Origin of the sequence: Lentilactobacillus kisonensis DSM 19906 = JCM 15041, from assembly GCF_001434135.1 — a bacterium.
Classification (GTDB): Bacteria; Bacillota; Bacilli; order Lactobacillales; family Lactobacillaceae; genus Lentilactobacillus; species Lentilactobacillus kisonensis.
In genome coordinates this window covers 13,789-30,624 of sequence record NZ_AZEB01000029.1, presented here as the reverse complement: position 1 = coordinate 30,624, position 16,836 = coordinate 13,789, and the positions used below count along the sequence as shown (strand labels likewise).

Here is a 16,836-nt window from a genome sequence, read left to right as displayed (position 1 = left end):
GCATATCTTTGTGAATAAATCAGGTGAAGTGAAATGTAGGACAGCTGCGTCAGGCAGAAAATTCCATATAAGCACCTTGGTCAAAAATCCCAAACCCAGGGATTTCTGTCCAAGGAGACTTATATTCCAGTTTCTAAGCGCCTGACTCCGCTCACTATTTGTAGGGCTGGGACAAATCCGACTTGTCTTGGTCCTACTGTACATAATTTGTGTTAGAGAGGACTTATGGTTTTGTTTCTCTCCACTATACTTAGGACAGCTCCACAAAGCAGAAGCTTGCACCTAAGTCATCTCAACCAAAAATCCAAACCCAGGATTTCTGGTCGAGATAACTTAGGCTCCAGCTTCTAACCACTTTGCTCCGCTCACTAGAAAGAAGATGAACTGGTGTGTTTATTGATATGCTGCTAACTAACCCTGAAAGTCGGCAATTAACCTTACTGGACGCGATTCGGTTGAAGCGTCGCGTTGAATTTACCGAATTGTCTAAAATGCTGAAGTGGCCATACGTTTCGACCCAACAAGTTTATCGTCGGCTCATTGCAAGTTATCAAGCAATTACAGGCGTTAAAATCACTAAGCAAACCTTAGTCGATCAGTGTGATTGGATCGATCAAGCGTTAACCCAATCCCTGGTCCGCAATTCAGTGGCCTACCAGTGCTTAATTGCCGCTGTGAGGGAGCAACCGAAGCCCTTGATGTCGGTTAGCAGTGCGACCATTCTCTCTCGGTTGCATCCAATCGTTGACTGGTTAGCCGACCATAACATTACTTATAATCCCCGAGACAATGAGCTACAAGGGGATGAGCGCTTAATTCGGGTATTTGGCTGGCAACTGTGTGAATTGGGAAACCAAAATTTACGGTTATCAGCGGCAGAGACCGCCTATTTTAAAGCATTGAGCCGATCACTCCCATCAAAGGTCAAAAAATCACCAGCTATTGAGCGGTTCTTGCAGGTCACCGCTGTCCGGCTGGCAAAGTATCGGTACTTAACCCAAGAATCCCAAACGTTACCCAGATCAAAACGCAATGAATTGATGCGCTTTACCAGCTTACCGGCCAAATCGCAAAACATTAAGTTCAATTTAGCTGAAATTTACTGGCTTCAGTATATGGTGACGTATAGCCCTTATTTTGTGGATACTCACGTTACCAAGCTGGTGCGGTCAAAGGAGCGGGCAGTCTTACCCTATCTGATCCAGCTAGTTGTTAAGACTGTGATTACTCGGATGCAGGTTTATCGCTCGCCACTTTACTTTGAAGAACTAGATGAATATTTGATGGAAGCCATTCAGTTTGCGATCCTATTGAAACAGCCGGCAATTCAGTTAGCGGAACCGGATGATGTTAAGGAGATTCCGGGATTGGCCCGCACTATTACCGTTTTAGCAAAGGACATCCCAGAACTGACCCGGTTTACCGATTTAATTGTCGAGGTGTTAAGCCGTTACTTAGCGCCATTTGTTTCACACAAGCACGTAGAAGTGAGCTACCCAATCCACTTTGATGACTATACGGTAGGCATTTTACGGCAACGCTTAATGACCCGGTTCATGCGGATTGACTGGCGGTTGCGGCAGGTACCGATTTCTGCGGAAGTCACCACGCCGCTATTTCAAATTGTCACTAGCCCGCAAACACCCACGGAAAATCAGTATTACTGGCTGCCGTGGTTAAGCATTGAAAATAACGTCCAGCTGCTAATTCAAAAGATTAGTCGTTGGCTGCAAGGGGTTGTCTGGCCGGCTGCATCCGTTAATAGAGTACCTATAGCGAAGTAGCTGCCGTCAACGGCGGTCTGTAATTGGATCTCCAAATGAATTCAGGGAGGGACTTAGTATTGATTATTCAAGTAATTATTGGCCTTTTAGCAATTTTAACCCTGATCGGAATTGGCGCGTGGATTTGGGCATTTCGTCGTGAAGGGGCAGTTGGACTCATGGCTTTTTGGACGATTGTTGCTGCGGGTTGTTTGATTGTTAGCGTTGTTTATGAGGTTCATGCTCAAAATAATCGGCCACAGGCTGCCCAAAGTAAGGTAGTCAAACCAGCTAGTAAGCTGAAAGGTAGAACCTATTTCAGTGAACGGGCTAAGCAGCAGACTGCCGAACAAAAGCAGGGCTTAAAAGAAAAGTGGGTGTTAAAACAACTCCGTGAAACTTATCGAGATACCGTTGGTCCGGTTAGCTTCGCGGCCGCCAAGAAACAGTATGTGATTCAGGCAAAGAAGCCTGCTTATCAGAAGGCACTGGCCATTATTGGCAATCACCCCAAGCAAAATAAAAAAGCCCTGCGGACCATCCGACAGAACATGAATGCCGCTTCAAAGGTGGTAACGAAATCTTTGAAGCAGGATGATTATACGTTGATCTTGAAGTCTGGCTCAAAAACATTATTAGCGGCTCAGGACGGCCGAATTTTGACGGATCGGTTGGTCAAATAGGATACGACATATTTTAAAATAGGTCGTGTCTCCTTTTAGACTCGTTCCGGTAGTTTTTTAGAATTTGATAGAGAAAACAACCTCATTCCAGCTATTGGAGTGAGGTTGTTTTGAGGTTGCAGAATAATTAAGATTTCCAATGGATAATTCTTGAGAGCTTGGATCAGTCATTGTAATCGTTAGTGGATTGACGGCATTGATTCTGGCAGTTTCGACACTGCTAAATGCGGTTGCTAAACTAATGATTGCGTGGCAAAAATACAGGGAGCACAAAAAAATAAAGACCATTCCACTAACTTTGACGAGTTTGGAATGGTTGACTGTTTTAAACGATGTCACTGTCTTTAATGGTTCTACATTAGAGCCCTATGCCGTTAGGGCTCTTTTTCTATACCTAAATTTTAGCATCGGCTACTAAAATTACTTATTTTAGAGTGGTAAAGATCCTTATTTGTAGCTGGGACGAAAGGATTAATTGGCGTAAGAATAATGGCTTATTTATGTTATTACCCGGGAATTTTGCTGATAGATAAGTACGTTTTCTCGTGGTTAGGTAATTGTGAGAGGATTGCTACCACAGTGAATAAAGGGGGGAACGAAAGAAGGAACGCAGGAGGGAACGCAAAAATTAATCCTGTGATTTATCGTTAAGAGATATTCAATCTCTTGCAACTCATTGGCGTCCGTGATACCCAGTAAATTTTTCAACGTTCCGTTGGGTTGTAGGTACATCTGCCATTTAGTGTTGTTATCCATGAGAACTTATTTTAGCATGTTTGTTTTTGACATATGCAATAGCCTCGTCAGTAGATAATGGCTTGTTGCTATTTCTAACAAGCATCCCGATATCTGATTTTGTGGGAACGTAGCCTTCATACATATTACTAGCAATTGAACTTAATGTTGCCTGATAGTCTTCGCGATTTTTAAACTTAACGCCCATAATAGTGAGTTCGTTAGCATCGGTTTGTAAATCAATCATGATGTTGTCCCCCGTAATTTTGTGGATAGCTTCATATGTTTTTCTGTAGCAAGTAGTAATGGAAGTAATCAAACTGCAAACCCCCGTTGGATTTGGTACCCTGTTTCCAAGACTGAACGGTCCATTTTGAAACGTTTAGGAGGACTGGCCAATTAACCTCCATCATTAATCACCTTCAGCCAATCACTAGCCACCGCAGTTGCCGAAAAGCGTTTCATTGGAATCAACGTTTGCTGACTATAGGTGCGCAGCCGATCCTGGTCTAGCAGTAATTGCTTGATGATGGCATACATTGCCTGCTCATCATCCGGGGTGATTAATTGGCCGTTAACGCCATTTTGGATCATTTCGCCCGGGCCGTAGTTAATATCATAACTAACTACTGGGCAGCCATGGCCCAATGCCTCTAATACCGCCATGGAGAAACCTTCAAACTGGCTGGTTAACGCTAATAGATCGGCTTGTTTATATACTGGCGTCAAGTCTTTTACGTAGCCACAGAAATGAATATATGATTCAGCCTGGTTATCAGTGATCAACTGGTGAAGATGGCCCACCGTTTTCGGGTCGCTGGTCGAGTCCTCGTAACCATAAATTTTCAGATCAACAAATGGTAACTGTTGGTGTAACTGAAGCGTGATGTTAATGATATGGTCTAACTGTTTCATTTTTGTGACCCGGGCCACGGCGATCAACTGCCCTGGTCGGCGGTTATTAAAGTCAATGGTTTTTGCAAATTGGGCGTCTGGTAGGTAACTCACTGGGACCGTGTAACTGGGAATGTCTGGGATCCTTGCTTGTACATCAACTGCTTCAGCGGTGGTTGACGAAATGATTCCAGTTAACCGATCCGACATTTTCGCCACCATTTCAATATAGGGATAAAAGGCGCCGTCTCGCTTAGCGGTCTGGGTAAATGTCGAATGTAAGATAACGTAATGCTTGGCAGGTTGAGCCATCAGTTGGAACGGGATAACGGCAATGTCTTCGCGGTCACAGTAAAACCGGGGGTCAGGGTCTTTCGCTGCCAAACAATCCAAAAAGTACGCCATTAAGTGATCGATGTCATCAAACTGCAAGTGGCGGTGGTTGTGCGTTAACATGATGAGGCTCAATATCGGCTGGTTATCTGGCCCCCCGTGGTAGCGAAAGATCATCACGACGTGGGCAGACAGATCATAATACACACGGGTGTTTAACCTGCCACTATCGTCAAAGTATTCTGAGTATGACAGGTGATTGTCTTCGTAAAAATCCCGCCGGTCCGTGAAGCCCCACTGGTCGCAGTAGTCAACATAGTCAATTTGGTCATTGGTTTGAATCACTTTGATCCGGGGCTTGCCATCAACGAGACCCAGGTTATGGTCAATCTGGATGGTCGATAATTGCTTGATAACCGTTGCCGTATCAGGAGCTGGTTGTGGTCGATTGCCAACCCCCTGAAAATAACGAAATAGGTTAATCACTCGGTTAGCAACCCCTAAGTCAGCCCAGGTTCGGGTGGCGTGGTGGCTATCGTTTCTGGTCACAATAAAAGCCGGCTGCTCCAAGTCATCAAATAGGTGCAGCCGCTTTATTTCAGCAAGTTCAATTGCGGAAGTATCATTATCAAGTTGTGAAGTTATAAAGTAATGGGTCATGAGTCACTCCAGCTGATTTTAAAAGTGAGCGGAGCAAAGCGGTTAGAAACCGGCCTGTAAGTCTCCTTGGAGGGAAATTCTCGGTTCTAGAATTTCTCTCCAAGGTGCTTACATGGAGATTTCTGCTTTGCGCAGCTGTCCTATCAAATAAATGGGTTATCTAAATGAGCTTCTTCGTTTGCGGTGGTGCCGAAATTGATGGTGCCGCTTAAAGTTGCGAAGTAAAGCCCTAATTGAGTGTGGATTGGCCCGCCGCTTGGATGCTTGGTCATCTGGTGATTCGTGGTAATGACGGGAGTAGCCAGTTGATCCTTTGGCTGCTTTTTCTGGTTGGCCATTTCGAAATTCAGTGATAATCGTTGGATAGGAGTGAGCTTACTTGGAATCGTCACTGGTTGAACCGTTGGCGTGGTAGTCGGCGCGGTGGTCGGTTGAGTGGGCGTGGGCTGTTTGGAGACTTTCCGGGTAACCGAGTAATGATAAGCTGTCGGCCTGGCCGTAAAGTGGCCGCTGGCTAGCACTGGTTTCGGTGTCGTTGCTAAGGTGAACGGCCCCGGCTTAACAATTTTTTGTGAGCCGGTGGGTTGAATTTGGTCTGTTAATGGGGCGCTAGGTAGGCTGATTTGCATCACTGGCCCGCTTGGCTGCGGGACTGTGGGCTCAACTGAGGCGACCGGGGTTAATGGAGCGGGTTCAACCATCGCTGGTTGTATCGTTTCGGCCTGGTCACTTGCAGGCGCCGGTGTTGGTGCGGGTGTTGGTGTGGGTTCGGGTGGAACGATGACCGGCACTTTTTTATAGACGTACTTCAGGATCAACTCACCCTGATTATTCAGTAGGCCATAGTCAAACGTATCGTTCCAGGTACCGCTCGCGTTTGCTGGTGTTTGAACCAAGCGGTAGCCGTTAATGTCACTTGGTGATGTTGACCAACTGCCACCATACCTTAAGCCGGTATTGGCGGCGTTGCTCACCGGTACCGTTGGGCCAATTGGATTGCCAGTTTCGTCAGTTTTAACGACATAGATGGGGAGAACCAGCGTTTTGCCAATGGTGAGATGGGTATTATTCCCCGTGGTAAGGTCAAAGGTCAGGTTAGTGCCCGCACCCCGGTAGGTTTTCAACAAATTAAGCCGGTTATCAGCGATAAAGTTGTCAAGCAGCCTGGTGAGGCCACTAAGAATCGCTTGCTGGTCGTTTGTCATCTGAGGGTCGAAAAGATCAGCTTCGAGGTCGACTGCCGTTGAGCTGGCTGGCAGTAATTGATACGTTGTCTGATTCGCATTGTTATAAGTGGTTAGGTATTGATTAACCAACGCCCGAAATGAAGCTAATTGTGTTTGAGTTGGCGTCTCAGCAACGTTATTTTCGCTTGGATTAGTAAATTGATTGCTTGAATTATCAGTAGCGTTAGCCGCCAGCGTTTCAGCAGTCAGGGATGCGTCATTTTCTGATTGGCCTGAAGCCACTGCTGCGGTTGACGGAGTTAAATCTGACTGATCGTGAGTCTGGTTATCGGCGACGGCAGCTGATTCTTCGGTTACCGTTGTTGAATCAGAAGGCTGAGCAGCTGGCGGCTCCTGATCTGTGCGGTTGGCGTTATTATTAGGGTCACTGCGGTCATTAGGGTTGTTGTTACTTTGGGTGCTGCTATCAACATCTTGGGCAGCGTCATTATCAGAGTGGGCTTGCTTACCGTTGCCACTAGTTACTTCTGTGTCGGCGGCTGGATAAGGATCCGGTTCAGTTGCCGCTGAAGCTGCTGGTGCGGCCGCTGTTGAAGCCGATGCACCATAACCACCGCTTTGGGCTGGTGAAATCGAATAGGCTGGCGCACTTTGAGAATTGGCGTTAGCTGACGTTTTAGTGGGTGATTGCTGATCGGTGTTTGAAGTTGTTGGAAACTCATCTGCTGAGACCCTTATTGACGCAGTTGACAATAGTCCCCAGAAAAGGGGAATAATCGACAGGCCAATCACCTTTTGATAGGATCGGATTTGGTGTTCAGGCATGGTCAGGTTCCTTTCTGGATAGTGGTGAAATATCGTCAATCAATTTTCTTACTTTAGCCTGTTTGAGGCGGACAATATTATCACCAAGCGCGCCCCAATCATCTGGGGAAGGTGGATTTCGCCAAATTGTCTGGGACTTTTTGACGGCGGTAGAAAAGAAGTCCGACAAATAAATATCGGTTGCCCGAGAAATGTTTGATTCAATCACAATGTTGGCGTTTGCGAAACCATTCAGGGTTTTAATGATGTAGTTGTTATATAAAGTACCCTGGGAAAAGTCGACACAGATATGGACTTTGTCTAACAGCAACTCCTTTGGAATAGCGTTAATGAAGGCAAACATATAATCAAAATATAAATTAGCAGACTCCCGTTTATTGAGCTTCATAATTTTTTGATCTTTGATGTGTTCAATAAACCGGTTAATGATAACGTGGAAAATTGGGTAGGTCTGTTTGAAAAAGTCTATCTGGTCAAGGGAAATAAAGGTGGTCGGCTCTATGTAGAGGGTGATAAAACGTAGATGAATAGCCGTTAGCGAAACGAATAGTTTTTCTGGATCAAATCGTTGCGGGTCGCTTAAGGCGCCTTGATCTTTAACTTCGTTGATCAGGTCGTCGGTCAGTTTGTAGGCAAGTGGGTAATCCGTTTGGGTAAGGACTTGTTGAATACCGTGGGTGTATTCCTGCGTTAGTAGAAAGGTATACAGGTAGTTCATTTCACCATCATTAAGATTGACGTGAAAGTGTTCTTTAATAAACGACTGAATACTAGTCAGTTTCTCATGGACTTCAAAAGAGAGGTTATCTGCAGAAATCAGCTGATTAGTGATGAAGTTGCCGTTAATCATTCGCAAAATCCAGATTTTTAGAAAAATTTCCAGCTTGCTTTTTTGGACTGGCTTGATGAGAAAGGAAAACTGAGCCTGAATTCGGATGATTAAGTTATTGATAGGGATGTTCATATCGGGAAACGGGCTATCAATCCCGTTAAAAGCTGAGTAGAAAAACTCAAAGATGTGGAGTCTGAGGATGTATTCAGAGTCGTTGATGATGTTTGATGAATGGTAAAAATCAGATTCGTTTAAAATTTTTCGCAGTTCAACACCGGAAGCATAAAACTTGGTTTTGCTGATGAAATTTTGCTTCATAAAAGTTTCTTTGGATAATGTTTTGAATTGTAGAAATTGGTAGTTAAACAACGCAAAAAGAACCGATCTTTTTAAGTAAAGTAATCGGATTTCATTCATGACGGTTGTTGTGATGTTATGCCCCTTCAAAATGTTTTTTTCTGGCATGGAAATGCTAGAATCCTTACCACATTGAATGGTCGCGAGGTCGCTATTAATTGATATTAGTAGCTGAGATAATTTGTACTCGGAAATTGGCAAGGTATCAAAAATTGAGGATGCGGTTACGATGGTGTTGCGTTTGACAAAAAATCGCTGCAGCAACAAAAAGGCCAACTGGTCGTTTTTTTCGAAGAATAATGTGTAATCCATAAGGGCCCCCTCCCTCACTTTCTGGAAGTTAGTGCTTCGAAAGATGAAAGTGATAATTGATTATGGTTAATTTAAGTGGTGTTGTGCGTAAATATATATATACACCAATAAATATGTACACTATTAATTAATAGTATCACCTATTTTTAAATGAGCGTCAAATAATCACCGGTATTAGCTAATTAGTTGGAGCAGTAGGGATAGACGTAATTTTATAATAAAAAAGTTATTATCATTTTCCGCGATTTTTACGGCTTTAGTAAAAGAATAGGAATTTCCGTTTTGGCAGATTATCAGTAAATTATGGTGATGAGTGGCTATTTTAAGGTGGCTCAGTTGGTCCTTAATTTGGTTAGTTGTGATTAGTAAATTACCAGAAAGTCCGAGATGACCCAGATGATGGGGTGATTGGAAGCTACCTAGGATATTAAGTATATTGGTAGGTCGAATAGAAATTATGATTTGGATTAACAATTTCTAATTAAAGGGGTGTGATCTAAGAAGTTAGTGTTATTCTGGGCCTTTGATATAATTGAGACGTGATTTAAGTTGGAGGGGATTACATGGATTATGATTTAATTGACTTGGGTGGCTTCACCCGAAAAAAGACGGAAATACTAGAAGAGACACCAACATATCAGCGAACAAGAAGTGTATTTGATCATCGACTGATTCTCATAACGGAAGTAGATAAAAAGAATCGTCAGGTCAAAGTACGTTCTAACTTTCAATGGGAACCGATAGGCAAAAAATGGCGGCCAAATGTTTCGATGCATAATGATAAGTTTGTAAATGAGTAGAGAGTGCGGAGAAAAGCGCTTTGACGCGTTTGTATAAGGAGACCCCCACTTAAAAATCCTGGTTTTGGGGATTTTGAGTGGGGGTCTCCTTATACATTAAGCGTCAGCTTTTCGGAGCACATTTCAGCACGGTTGCCCAGGATAAATCCTAATAAACCCCGCCACCCGGTCGTTTAATGATCCGGCCAGTTTGATATACAAAGTAATCGTGGCCCCAGTAAGTCCCAACGTGGACCTGCTTTTGGGCGTAGTAGTCGACACCGCGGATCCAATAAACACGGTGGTCATGGTAGCGAAACAGATAATGAGTGTGGCCAGGGAAGCCATAGCCCATTGCGGTCCAAACGTAGTAGCGGCCGTTAATATGATGCCCAAATTTGTGAGTAACTAATTGCTCAGCTTGTTTGTAATTATGAACTTTAATTTTGGTGGTTGTGCTGGCAGAAGCTGGCTGAGTGAAAAGCCCCATTGAGCTAAATAATAACGTTGAAACACCTAGTGTAATCATTAATTTGTTATTCATGTTAATACCTTCTCAAAGCAAGTGAGCGGATCCAAGCGCTTAGAAGTCGGAGCATAAGTCTCCACTAACAGAAATCCCCGATTCTGGGATTTTTGTTAGTGGTGCTTATGTGCAGACTTCTGCTTGGAAGAGCTGTCCTAAATAGTGAGTAGAATAAGTGGTTAGAAGTCGAATCTAGCTTAAAACTGGCTATCACTTTGTTTTTCACCCCTATAATAGCCTTGAAACGAGATCAAGACTAGAATAATGATCAGTAATGGGCGGTGCAGCTGCTTTTACTAGCCAAAGTCCTCTGGTAAAATAGCGGTACAATATTGGTATGTTATTTATTGGTTGAATTTTCATGGAGGCCTTATTATGGATGGATCTTTGAAACGCAATATTAGTTTTTTCGGATTGGTCTCACTTGGTGCCGGTGGGGTGATTGGTAGTAGTTGGATTTATACGAACAGTCAATTCTTTAAAGTATACGGTGCGGGTGGTGAAATCTTTGGCTTGTTGGTAGCTTCAGCCTTAGCGGTATTGGTGTCACTGTCCTTTGCAGAATTATCGACAATTTTTTCGCGGTCTGGCGGTGAGGTAGTGTATGGGTACGCTGCGTTTGGTAAGAAAGGGGCGTTATTCGCTGGCTGGGCACTATTGGGCGCGTATTTGAGTATTTTGGCATTCTTCGTGACCGCGTCAAGTCTGTTAATTTCGACGATTTTTCCCCAGATCGCTATTGGGCCGTACTATACGTTTGCTGGCGTGCGGGTGCATTTAACGGAATTGGCAATTGGGGTTAGTTTCACGCTGCTCATTTTCTTAGTGAACTATTTGGGGGCGCGACTAACCGGCCATGTTCAGATCATTCTGTTTGTGTTACTAGTACTGTTAGGCCTGTCACTTGTGGTGGTGGGGTTTGTTCGTGGAAATGCCAGCAATTTCTTGCCAGCGTTCTCAAGCGACCAAAACAAAGTATCGTCTGTCTTTCGCTTTATTTTACCAGCGATGACCTTCTTAACTGGTTGGGAATCGGTGGCGGTGATGGCTGAAGAAACCAACATTCCTCGCAAGCGAATTGGGCTAGTTGTGGTGCTGTCGATTGTGATTGCGGCCGTTTATTACTGTTCGGTTCTATTGTCGTCCGCCTGGGTATATCCATGGGAGAAAACGGCAACCATGCAGATGGGGACGATTGATGCGTTTAAGGCGGCTGGTTTTCCAATTCTGAGTATTTTTGCTTACATGATCTCATTTCTGGGATTAGCTACCAGTTTTCTGTCACTGTTTGCGGCGGCTCCGCGGTTAATTTTCTCTTTGGCTCGTGGTAATATTTTACCAAAGGCGTTTGCGAAAGTTCACCCCAAATATGGAACCCCTACTAATGCCCTATGGTTAGTATTGGCACTGGTGTTAGGATTAGGCTGGTTAGGTAAAGGTGCCTTGGTATATTTTCTTGATATGGGTGGCTTCCTAATTGCGTTAGCCTGGTCGTTTAGCACGTTTTGCTTATTGAAAATTCGCCGGAAATATCCAACGCTAAAGGGTGGTTTTCGTAATAACCACTTAGTCGCGCCAACTGCTGGCGGTATTATTGCCTTAGCGGTTGCCCTACTGACCCTGGTTCCAGGGACTCCGGTTTCCTTGGTATGGCCAGCAGAATACATTATTTTAGCGATCTGGGCCGTCTTTGGCCTGGGGAGTTATCTGATTAAACGAAAAGACAAGACGGTTTCCAGTGATTTCTTAGGCAGCAGCTTTGAATCAATCATTGATGAGAAGATTGATGATCGAAGGTAATTCTGATGTCAATTGATAATAAAAACAATCCCAAATTTAACGATGATTTGATCGTTGAATTTGGGATTGTTTTCATTATTAGTGTGTTAATTGTTTTCTTAACGCATCAGTGAGGACCTTGCTGAAACGTATCTCTGGCGTTTTTATCTAGTTCTTTACGGAGGCGTTATGTTTTTTATAGGGAGTAATGTCGCATTAATTGAAAATAAGTTAATAAAAGCTACTGCTGATTTTCAACAATCCGGAAAGCTATCTCCAAAACTGGCAGTCATCAATTAACCTAGATTGATTAGGTTGATATTAAGATCACTTACCTTAAATTGATAATAACAAAGGATTTGTCAAAATTAAAGTTGCCTATTCCGATGCCTTTGTAACCGATATCACAAAAAATTACAATGAAAATTATTGGAAGTTGATGAAAATATATTGTAAAATTTATTCCAATGAACTTAATTCACTTTCATAATTTTGGAGTAGAGAAGTGAGTTTGGCTTTCATTATATTTGAATGACGGAGAGGAGAATTTGATCTTGGATAGTATCAAAAATGAAGTTAAAACTTATCCGGCTTACCTCACTGGTGAATGGCAAGCAAGTAATTCTCAGGAAACGATTGCAATTAAATCGCCTTGGAAGCACGAGGTGATTGGTAACGTACAAGCCGTCACTCAGTCAGAAGTTGATGAGAGTATCGAAGCTGCCAAGGCTGCTCAGCATTCTTGGGCAAAGCTTTCATTAGGTGACCGTGGCCAGTATCTCAATCGCTGGGCAGATGAACTTGAAAAGACGAAGGATGATATTGCAACCTCAGTAATGAATGAAGTTGGTAAAAACTTCAATAGCGCTGAAGGCGAAGTGCAACGAACAATTGATTTGATTCGTTATACGGTGCAGGAAGCCTTGCATATGCATGGTGAAAGTGTCCGTGGGGATGGCTTTCCTGGTGGTTCCAAAGATAAATTAGGAATCATCGAAAGAGTGCCATTAGGCGTTGTTCTCGCCATCTCGCCATTCAATTACCCGGTTAATTTAGCTGCTTCAAAGATTGCCCCCGCCTTAATGGCCGGCAACGCGGTTATTTTCAAGCCCGCGACTCAGGGGTCGATTAGTGGTATTAAGATGATCCAAGCACTCGATCGAGCAGGCTTTCCTAAGGGAATTTTGAGTCTGGTAACCGGCCATGGATCAGAAATTGGTGATTACTTAACCGAAAATCCTGATATTAACATGATCAGTTTCACAGGCAGTACGAAAACTGGTGAGCATTTATCCCAGAAGTCGATCATGACGCCCTTGGTTTTGGAACTTGGTGGCAAGGATCCGGCAATTGTCTGTGAAGACGCTGACCTAAACATCACTGCCAACAATATTATCAAGGGAGCTTATTCATATTCCGGCCAACGGTGCACAGCTGTTAAACGGGTGCTGGTAGCTGATAAAGTTGCCGACAAATTGGTGGCTAGGCTGAAGACACAGGTTGAAAACTTGTCCGTTGGTTCACCAGTCAATGACAGCACAATTGTGCCTTTAATTGATGATAAGGCGGCCAACTTCGTTCAAGGATTGATTGACGATGCGCTGGCGAAGGGGGCAACCCTGGTAACTGGTAATAAGCGCGATGGCAATTTACTCCAGCCAACCTTGTTGGACAACGTTACTGAGGATATGGACATCGCTTGGGTTGAGCCATTTGGCCCGGTATTGCCAATCATCCGGGTTCATTCAGTTGATCAAGCTGTTGAAATTGCCAACAAATCCCGCTTTGGGTTGCAAGCCAGTGTCTTCACTCAAGATATTGACAAGGCACTAGAAATTGCCGGAGCCGTTGAAGTTGGAACCGTTCAAGTCAACGGCCGACCACAACGGGGACCTGATAACTTCCCATTCTTAGGTGTAAAAGCCTCTGGAATGGGGACTCAAGGTGTTCATAACAGTATTCTTTCAATGTCACGGGAGAAATTAACGGTTATTAATTTGAAGCCATAAAACAAAGTGACCACATAGAGATAGATTGATGTTCCATGTGAAACATACAGAGAAACCACAATGGTAGCACGTAATTGACTGATAAGTAAATTACGAGTTGCAACGGATTGTGGTTTCTTTTTTTGTTATTATTGTATAGATTTCTCGGTAAATTAGCGGTTGAGCCAATTATTATTTCCTGATTAGGTGAAACTATCCCTCAGGTTGAAATTGGAATGATACTCTTCTTGGCTAATCTAAGTATCAAAAAGTCGGTTAAATCAGAATTGCTAGATTAAATGAAATGATCATCAGTATCTCTGAATGTAAGTTTTTAACCTAAAGCTTAGGGGAAAAACGATATCGTGTCTGACCACTTTCTTACCTTTTCTCAGTAGCGCGTGCTACAATCGATTGTAAAGTGCGATGGTGAGAGGGACGATTGATGGCTAAGTTACGGCCAAATAATGGCATATATCAATTTACAACGAAAGCAAAATATCGGCAACGATTATGGCAAACGGTCAGGGATGCGTTACCAGGTAATCTAAAATTGGTTTCAAGCAACTATGCTCGTTCCACAGCAAGCTCGTATTGGCTACTAAGAATGGTTGATGATAATGGAGGGATACCAAGCTGGATTACATTGCGAGTAGCTACTCACGAATTGTGGCTACAGCACGCTCAGCAGATTGAAGTTCTTTGGAAGGATCCCGGGGATTTTGGTGAATTGACTCGTGCGATCCAAATTGGTTTGACAGCTGGTGCACTCATCACTAATCAGTTTCAGCTAACCAAATTAGATCTGGCATTACTATATTTATTACAGACATTAGAGCAACACAAGTTAATCTGGTTTATCCGGATGGATCCAGTACTAGCGGCGGCCCATAAAGCGGTTCCGTTTGATCTGAAGACTGATTTCTTGGCTGCTCAACTCTATTTAGGTGATCGAAACAATGCCAACAATCTGTTAATACCCGTGATGGTGTCCGATTTTCAACAGCGATTAGCCACTTTCTATGGAAGAAATTTGTTGTTTTCACAATTTACAAAGCATTCATTGATGAAACTATTACCAACTAATCAATGGCTTCAACCGATGTTGAGAGAGCAGGAAGTGCCAACCGATTGGCAACGATTATTAGTGGTGACGTTTGGGGAAAACTTTGTTCAAACGTGCTTGAAGTTGATGGCTTAGGAGAATGATCAGAATTAGGCTTATCTCGCTAGTTTTAGTGAGCGGGGCCTATTTTCTGTAACATCAAAAATGCGAATTGATCTAGCTGAGCGGCGCTGATACTGTTAAATGGATCCTTTGAGCTGGCTAAAGTATACCTTGCTAAGGCGGCTTGGATAATAAAGTGATATTTTTCTGGGAGGCACTTTAATCCCCATTCTCCACCGGCTAATTTAGACACGGTGAGATGATCTTGCTTGTATGCTAAAACTCGGCAAAGGTTGAGAACAATATACATGGGGTGAATCAAAATTTCCTGATTAGCATCGTTAACATCTGCAGTAATACTGTGCCAATAGTCTGCTGAAGGGACGTCGCTAAATACCTCTTCGATGGGTTTGCCGATTAATTCTTGACCATAGTGGTTGAGAATGGTGATATGAGCTGCTAAGTCGGGATCTTTTCCGTGCATTGTCTTAATATATTTGTCGGGATTAAATGCATACTCGGAAAGATGTGTTTCAGAAAAGTGGAAGTCAAACGGCAATGGATCGGTAAAGTGGGTTGTGTCGGCTAATAGAAGCACATGAAATTCTAATCCCTTTCGCGGGGAAAGGGGCCATAGTTTTTTGATGGTGACGTTCATTAGTCGTTTTTTGTCATTGAAGTTAAGCGGCTCCTTAACAACGACAATGTAGTCCAAATCACTGACTTCTTCGTTGTAAGAACCCATGACGTAAGATCCGTGGAGGTAGATGCCAACCATGTTATCTTTGAGGATTCTGGTGTATTCTTTTTTCAATCGTTCGAGTAGCTGACTGGTTTGGGCCATTGTGGGAGCCTCCTTTGAGTAGTTCACATATATAATATACGATAAATGGACTGGAAATATTGTTTAAAATAGGGAATTAGGCATCTGAGTGACGAGTAATCAAATACAATTTTTAGATAAATAAAGAAATTATCATGATTTAATTATTTAAAGCGGCGGACATTGATCACCATTTTTATAACATTGATAAAATCTTGACAGACAGAGGATTACAGAGTGTAACAAGAAATGCAATCATTCTAAAACAGAGCGAATGGTTGTACTTTTCCGTTAAATTATGGGATTTCATCTATTTTCAGTTTGAGATGTTGTGATGAGATATATTCCGCCTTTATAGAATAAACGTATTCAGATACAATTGACGCTCAAACAAAACAAGCCCGGAAATAAAATTCAAGTTAGAATTTTAGCTCCGGGCTTGTTTTGTGACCGCGATAAACTGTTTTTCTTCAAACTCTTTTAAATAAGTATCCAAATCCCCTAATCGTCGTCAACATCTCTGGTTTCTTGGGGTTTTCCTCAATTTTCTTTCTTAAGTTACTAATGTGGGTATCGATAATTCTTAACGTTGCGCCTGTGGTATTTCCCCAAACTGCCGAGGCAATTTGAGTCCTGCTTAATACCGTGTCGGCGTTACTGATAAAGAATAATAACAATTTATATTCAATTGGACTTAAATTGAGGTTCTTGGAGCCGTTGATAACCTGGAATTTATCCAAATCAATTTTTAATGGCCCCACCTGTAAGTGATTATCGGCTCCCCCCTGCCGTTTCATTTGCAGGCGATTGCGATTTTGATAGACCCACAGACGTTGAACAATTCGGGCAGTCACTTCTTTCATTGAGGCTTTGTACAGGTAATCGTCAAAATGATAGTCAATAAAATAGGAACAAACGGTACGCTCAGGTTGTGGTTTACTCGTTAATAATAAGATTGGGCCAGTAATTTGACTCCTCAAGATCTGCATTTCGGATGGGTTTTGCGGTAGGATTACGCTGTTTAGATCCCAGATAACCCCGGAAACCTGCTGTAGTAGGTGATCCAATGGTTCAAATGAAACTCGGGTATTAATGTTTAAGGCGATCAGTGACTTTTCAAGTTTGTTGGCGAGCTGTAAATCTTGGCTGATTAATAGAATTTCCAGTGGCATCTGGTCTTCCTCCATTTTAT

At 43.0% G+C, this 16,836-nt stretch carries 13 protein-coding genes; 6 read left to right on the top strand and 7 right to left on the bottom strand.

Annotation, left to right across the window (positions count from 1 at the left end):
* The first annotated feature begins 389 nt into the window (after nt 1–389).
* Together FC98_RS11655 and FC98_RS11650 are read left to right on the top strand one after the other, a co-directional pair.
* The gene (locus tag FC98_RS11655; protein ID WP_056949607.1) at nt 390–1,784 is read left to right on the top strand and encodes a helix-turn-helix domain-containing protein; all 1,395 of its coding nucleotides are present in this window, start codon (nt 390–392) and stop codon (nt 1,782–1,784) included.
* A 59-nt stretch (nt 1,785–1,843) separates the two neighbouring features.
* Complete coding sequence (locus tag FC98_RS11650; RefSeq protein ID WP_054655765.1) at nt 1,844–2,446, top strand: hypothetical protein; 603 nt, start codon at nt 1,844–1,846, stop codon at nt 2,444–2,446.
* Between the two features lie 748 nt (nt 2,447–3,194).
* Here the strand turns inward: FC98_RS11650 and FC98_RS11640 are convergent.
* From FC98_RS11640 to FC98_RS11625, 4 genes are all read right to left on the bottom strand, one after another.
* Nucleotides 3,195–3,428 carry a hypothetical protein gene (locus tag FC98_RS11640; RefSeq protein WP_008856699.1) on the bottom strand — a complete coding sequence of 78 codons (234 nt, stop codon included), beginning with the start codon at nt 3,426–3,428 and terminating at the stop codon, nt 3,195–3,197.
* A gap of 152 nt (nt 3,429–3,580) precedes the next feature.
* Nucleotides 3,581–5,068 carry a glycosyltransferase gene (locus FC98_RS11635; protein ID WP_054655769.1) on the bottom strand — a complete coding sequence of 496 codons (1,488 nt, stop codon included), beginning with the start codon at nt 5,066–5,068 and terminating at the stop codon, nt 3,581–3,583.
* 143 nt (nt 5,069–5,211) lie between these two features.
* The gene (locus tag FC98_RS11630; protein WP_056949606.1) at nt 5,212–7,080 is read right to left on the bottom strand and encodes a MucBP domain-containing protein; all 1,869 of its coding nucleotides are present in this window, start codon (nt 7,078–7,080) and stop codon (nt 5,212–5,214) included.
* Nucleotides 7,073–8,581, bottom strand: a complete 1,509-nt coding sequence (locus FC98_RS11625; protein ID WP_056949605.1) for a BglG family transcription antiterminator — start codon at nt 8,579–8,581, stop codon at nt 7,073–7,075. Before FC98_RS11625 ends, FC98_RS11630 begins: the two co-directional genes overlap by 8 nt.
* A 563-nt stretch (nt 8,582–9,144) precedes the next feature.
* Here FC98_RS11625 and FC98_RS11620 point away from each other — a divergent pair.
* A complete protein-coding gene (locus FC98_RS11620) occupies nt 9,145–9,381 on the top strand; it encodes a hypothetical protein (protein ID WP_008856705.1) in 237 nt (78 codons plus the stop codon).
* 148 nt (nt 9,382–9,529) lie between these two features.
* Here the strand turns inward: FC98_RS11620 and FC98_RS11615 are convergent, their stop codons facing one another.
* Nucleotides 9,530–9,904, bottom strand: a complete 375-nt coding sequence (locus tag FC98_RS11615; RefSeq protein WP_008856706.1) for a hypothetical protein — start codon at nt 9,902–9,904, stop codon at nt 9,530–9,532.
* Nucleotides 9,905–10,261: 357 nt separating this feature from the next.
* On the opposite strand from FC98_RS11615, the gene FC98_RS11610 reads away from it, so the two are divergent.
* The 3 genes from FC98_RS11610 (at nt 10,262) to FC98_RS11600 (ending at nt 14,854) form a co-directional block, all read left to right on the top strand.
* On the top strand, nt 10,262–11,686 hold the full coding sequence (locus tag FC98_RS11610) for an APC family permease (protein ID WP_056949604.1): 1,425 nt from the start codon (nt 10,262–10,264) through the stop codon (nt 11,684–11,686).
* A gap of 533 nt (nt 11,687–12,219) precedes the next feature.
* On the top strand, nt 12,220–13,674 hold the full coding sequence (locus tag FC98_RS11605; RefSeq protein WP_040471475.1) for an NADP-dependent glyceraldehyde-3-phosphate dehydrogenase: 1,455 nt from the start codon (nt 12,220–12,222) through the stop codon (nt 13,672–13,674).
* Between the two features lie 424 nt (nt 13,675–14,098).
* Entirely contained in the window at nt 14,099–14,854 is a 756-nt protein-coding gene (locus FC98_RS11600; protein ID WP_008856709.1) for a hypothetical protein, read from the top strand.
* 34 nt (nt 14,855–14,888) lie between these two features.
* Here the strand turns inward: FC98_RS11600 and FC98_RS11595 are convergent, their stop codons facing one another.
* Nucleotides 14,889–15,665: an aminoglycoside adenylyltransferase domain-containing protein gene (locus FC98_RS11595; RefSeq protein ID WP_008856710.1), complete on the bottom strand. Its 777-nt coding sequence runs from the start codon at nt 15,663–15,665 to the stop codon at nt 14,889–14,891.
* Between the two features lie 449 nt (nt 15,666–16,114).
* Entirely contained in the window at nt 16,115–16,816 is a 702-nt protein-coding gene (locus tag FC98_RS11590) for a response regulator transcription factor (protein ID WP_235803627.1), read from the bottom strand.
* Between the last annotated feature and the right edge of the window lie 20 nt (nt 16,817–16,836).

Excerpts from the sequence above, each read along its gene's own strand:
- FC98_RS11595 (WP_008856710.1), bottom strand. The coding sequence starts at position 15,665 with ATGGCCCAAACCAGTCAGCTACTCGAACGATTGAAAAAAGAATACACC.
- FC98_RS11620 (WP_008856705.1), top strand. The coding sequence starts at position 9,145 with ATGGATTATGATTTAATTGACTTGGGTGGCTTCACCCGAAAAAAGACG.
- FC98_RS11635 (WP_054655769.1), bottom strand. The coding sequence starts at position 5,068 with ATGACCCATTACTTTATAACTTCACAACTTGATAATGATACTTCCGCA.
- FC98_RS11590 (WP_235803627.1), bottom strand. The coding sequence starts at position 16,816 with ATGCCACTGGAAATTCTATTAATCAGCCAAGATTTACAGCTCGCCAAC.
- FC98_RS11600 (WP_008856709.1), top strand. The coding sequence starts at position 14,099 with ATGGCTAAGTTACGGCCAAATAATGGCATATATCAATTTACAACGAAA.
- FC98_RS11640 (WP_008856699.1), bottom strand. The coding sequence starts at position 3,428 with ATGATTGATTTACAAACCGATGCTAACGAACTCACTATTATGGGCGTT.
- FC98_RS11625 (WP_056949605.1), bottom strand. The coding sequence starts at position 8,581 with ATGGATTACACATTATTCTTCGAAAAAAACGACCAGTTGGCCTTTTTG.
- FC98_RS11630 (WP_056949606.1), bottom strand. The coding sequence starts at position 7,080 with ATGCCTGAACACCAAATCCGATCCTATCAAAAGGTGATTGGCCTGTCG.
- FC98_RS11610 (WP_056949604.1), top strand. The coding sequence starts at position 10,262 with ATGGATGGATCTTTGAAACGCAATATTAGTTTTTTCGGATTGGTCTCA.
- FC98_RS11615 (WP_008856706.1), bottom strand. The coding sequence starts at position 9,904 with ATGAATAACAAATTAATGATTACACTAGGTGTTTCAACGTTATTATTT.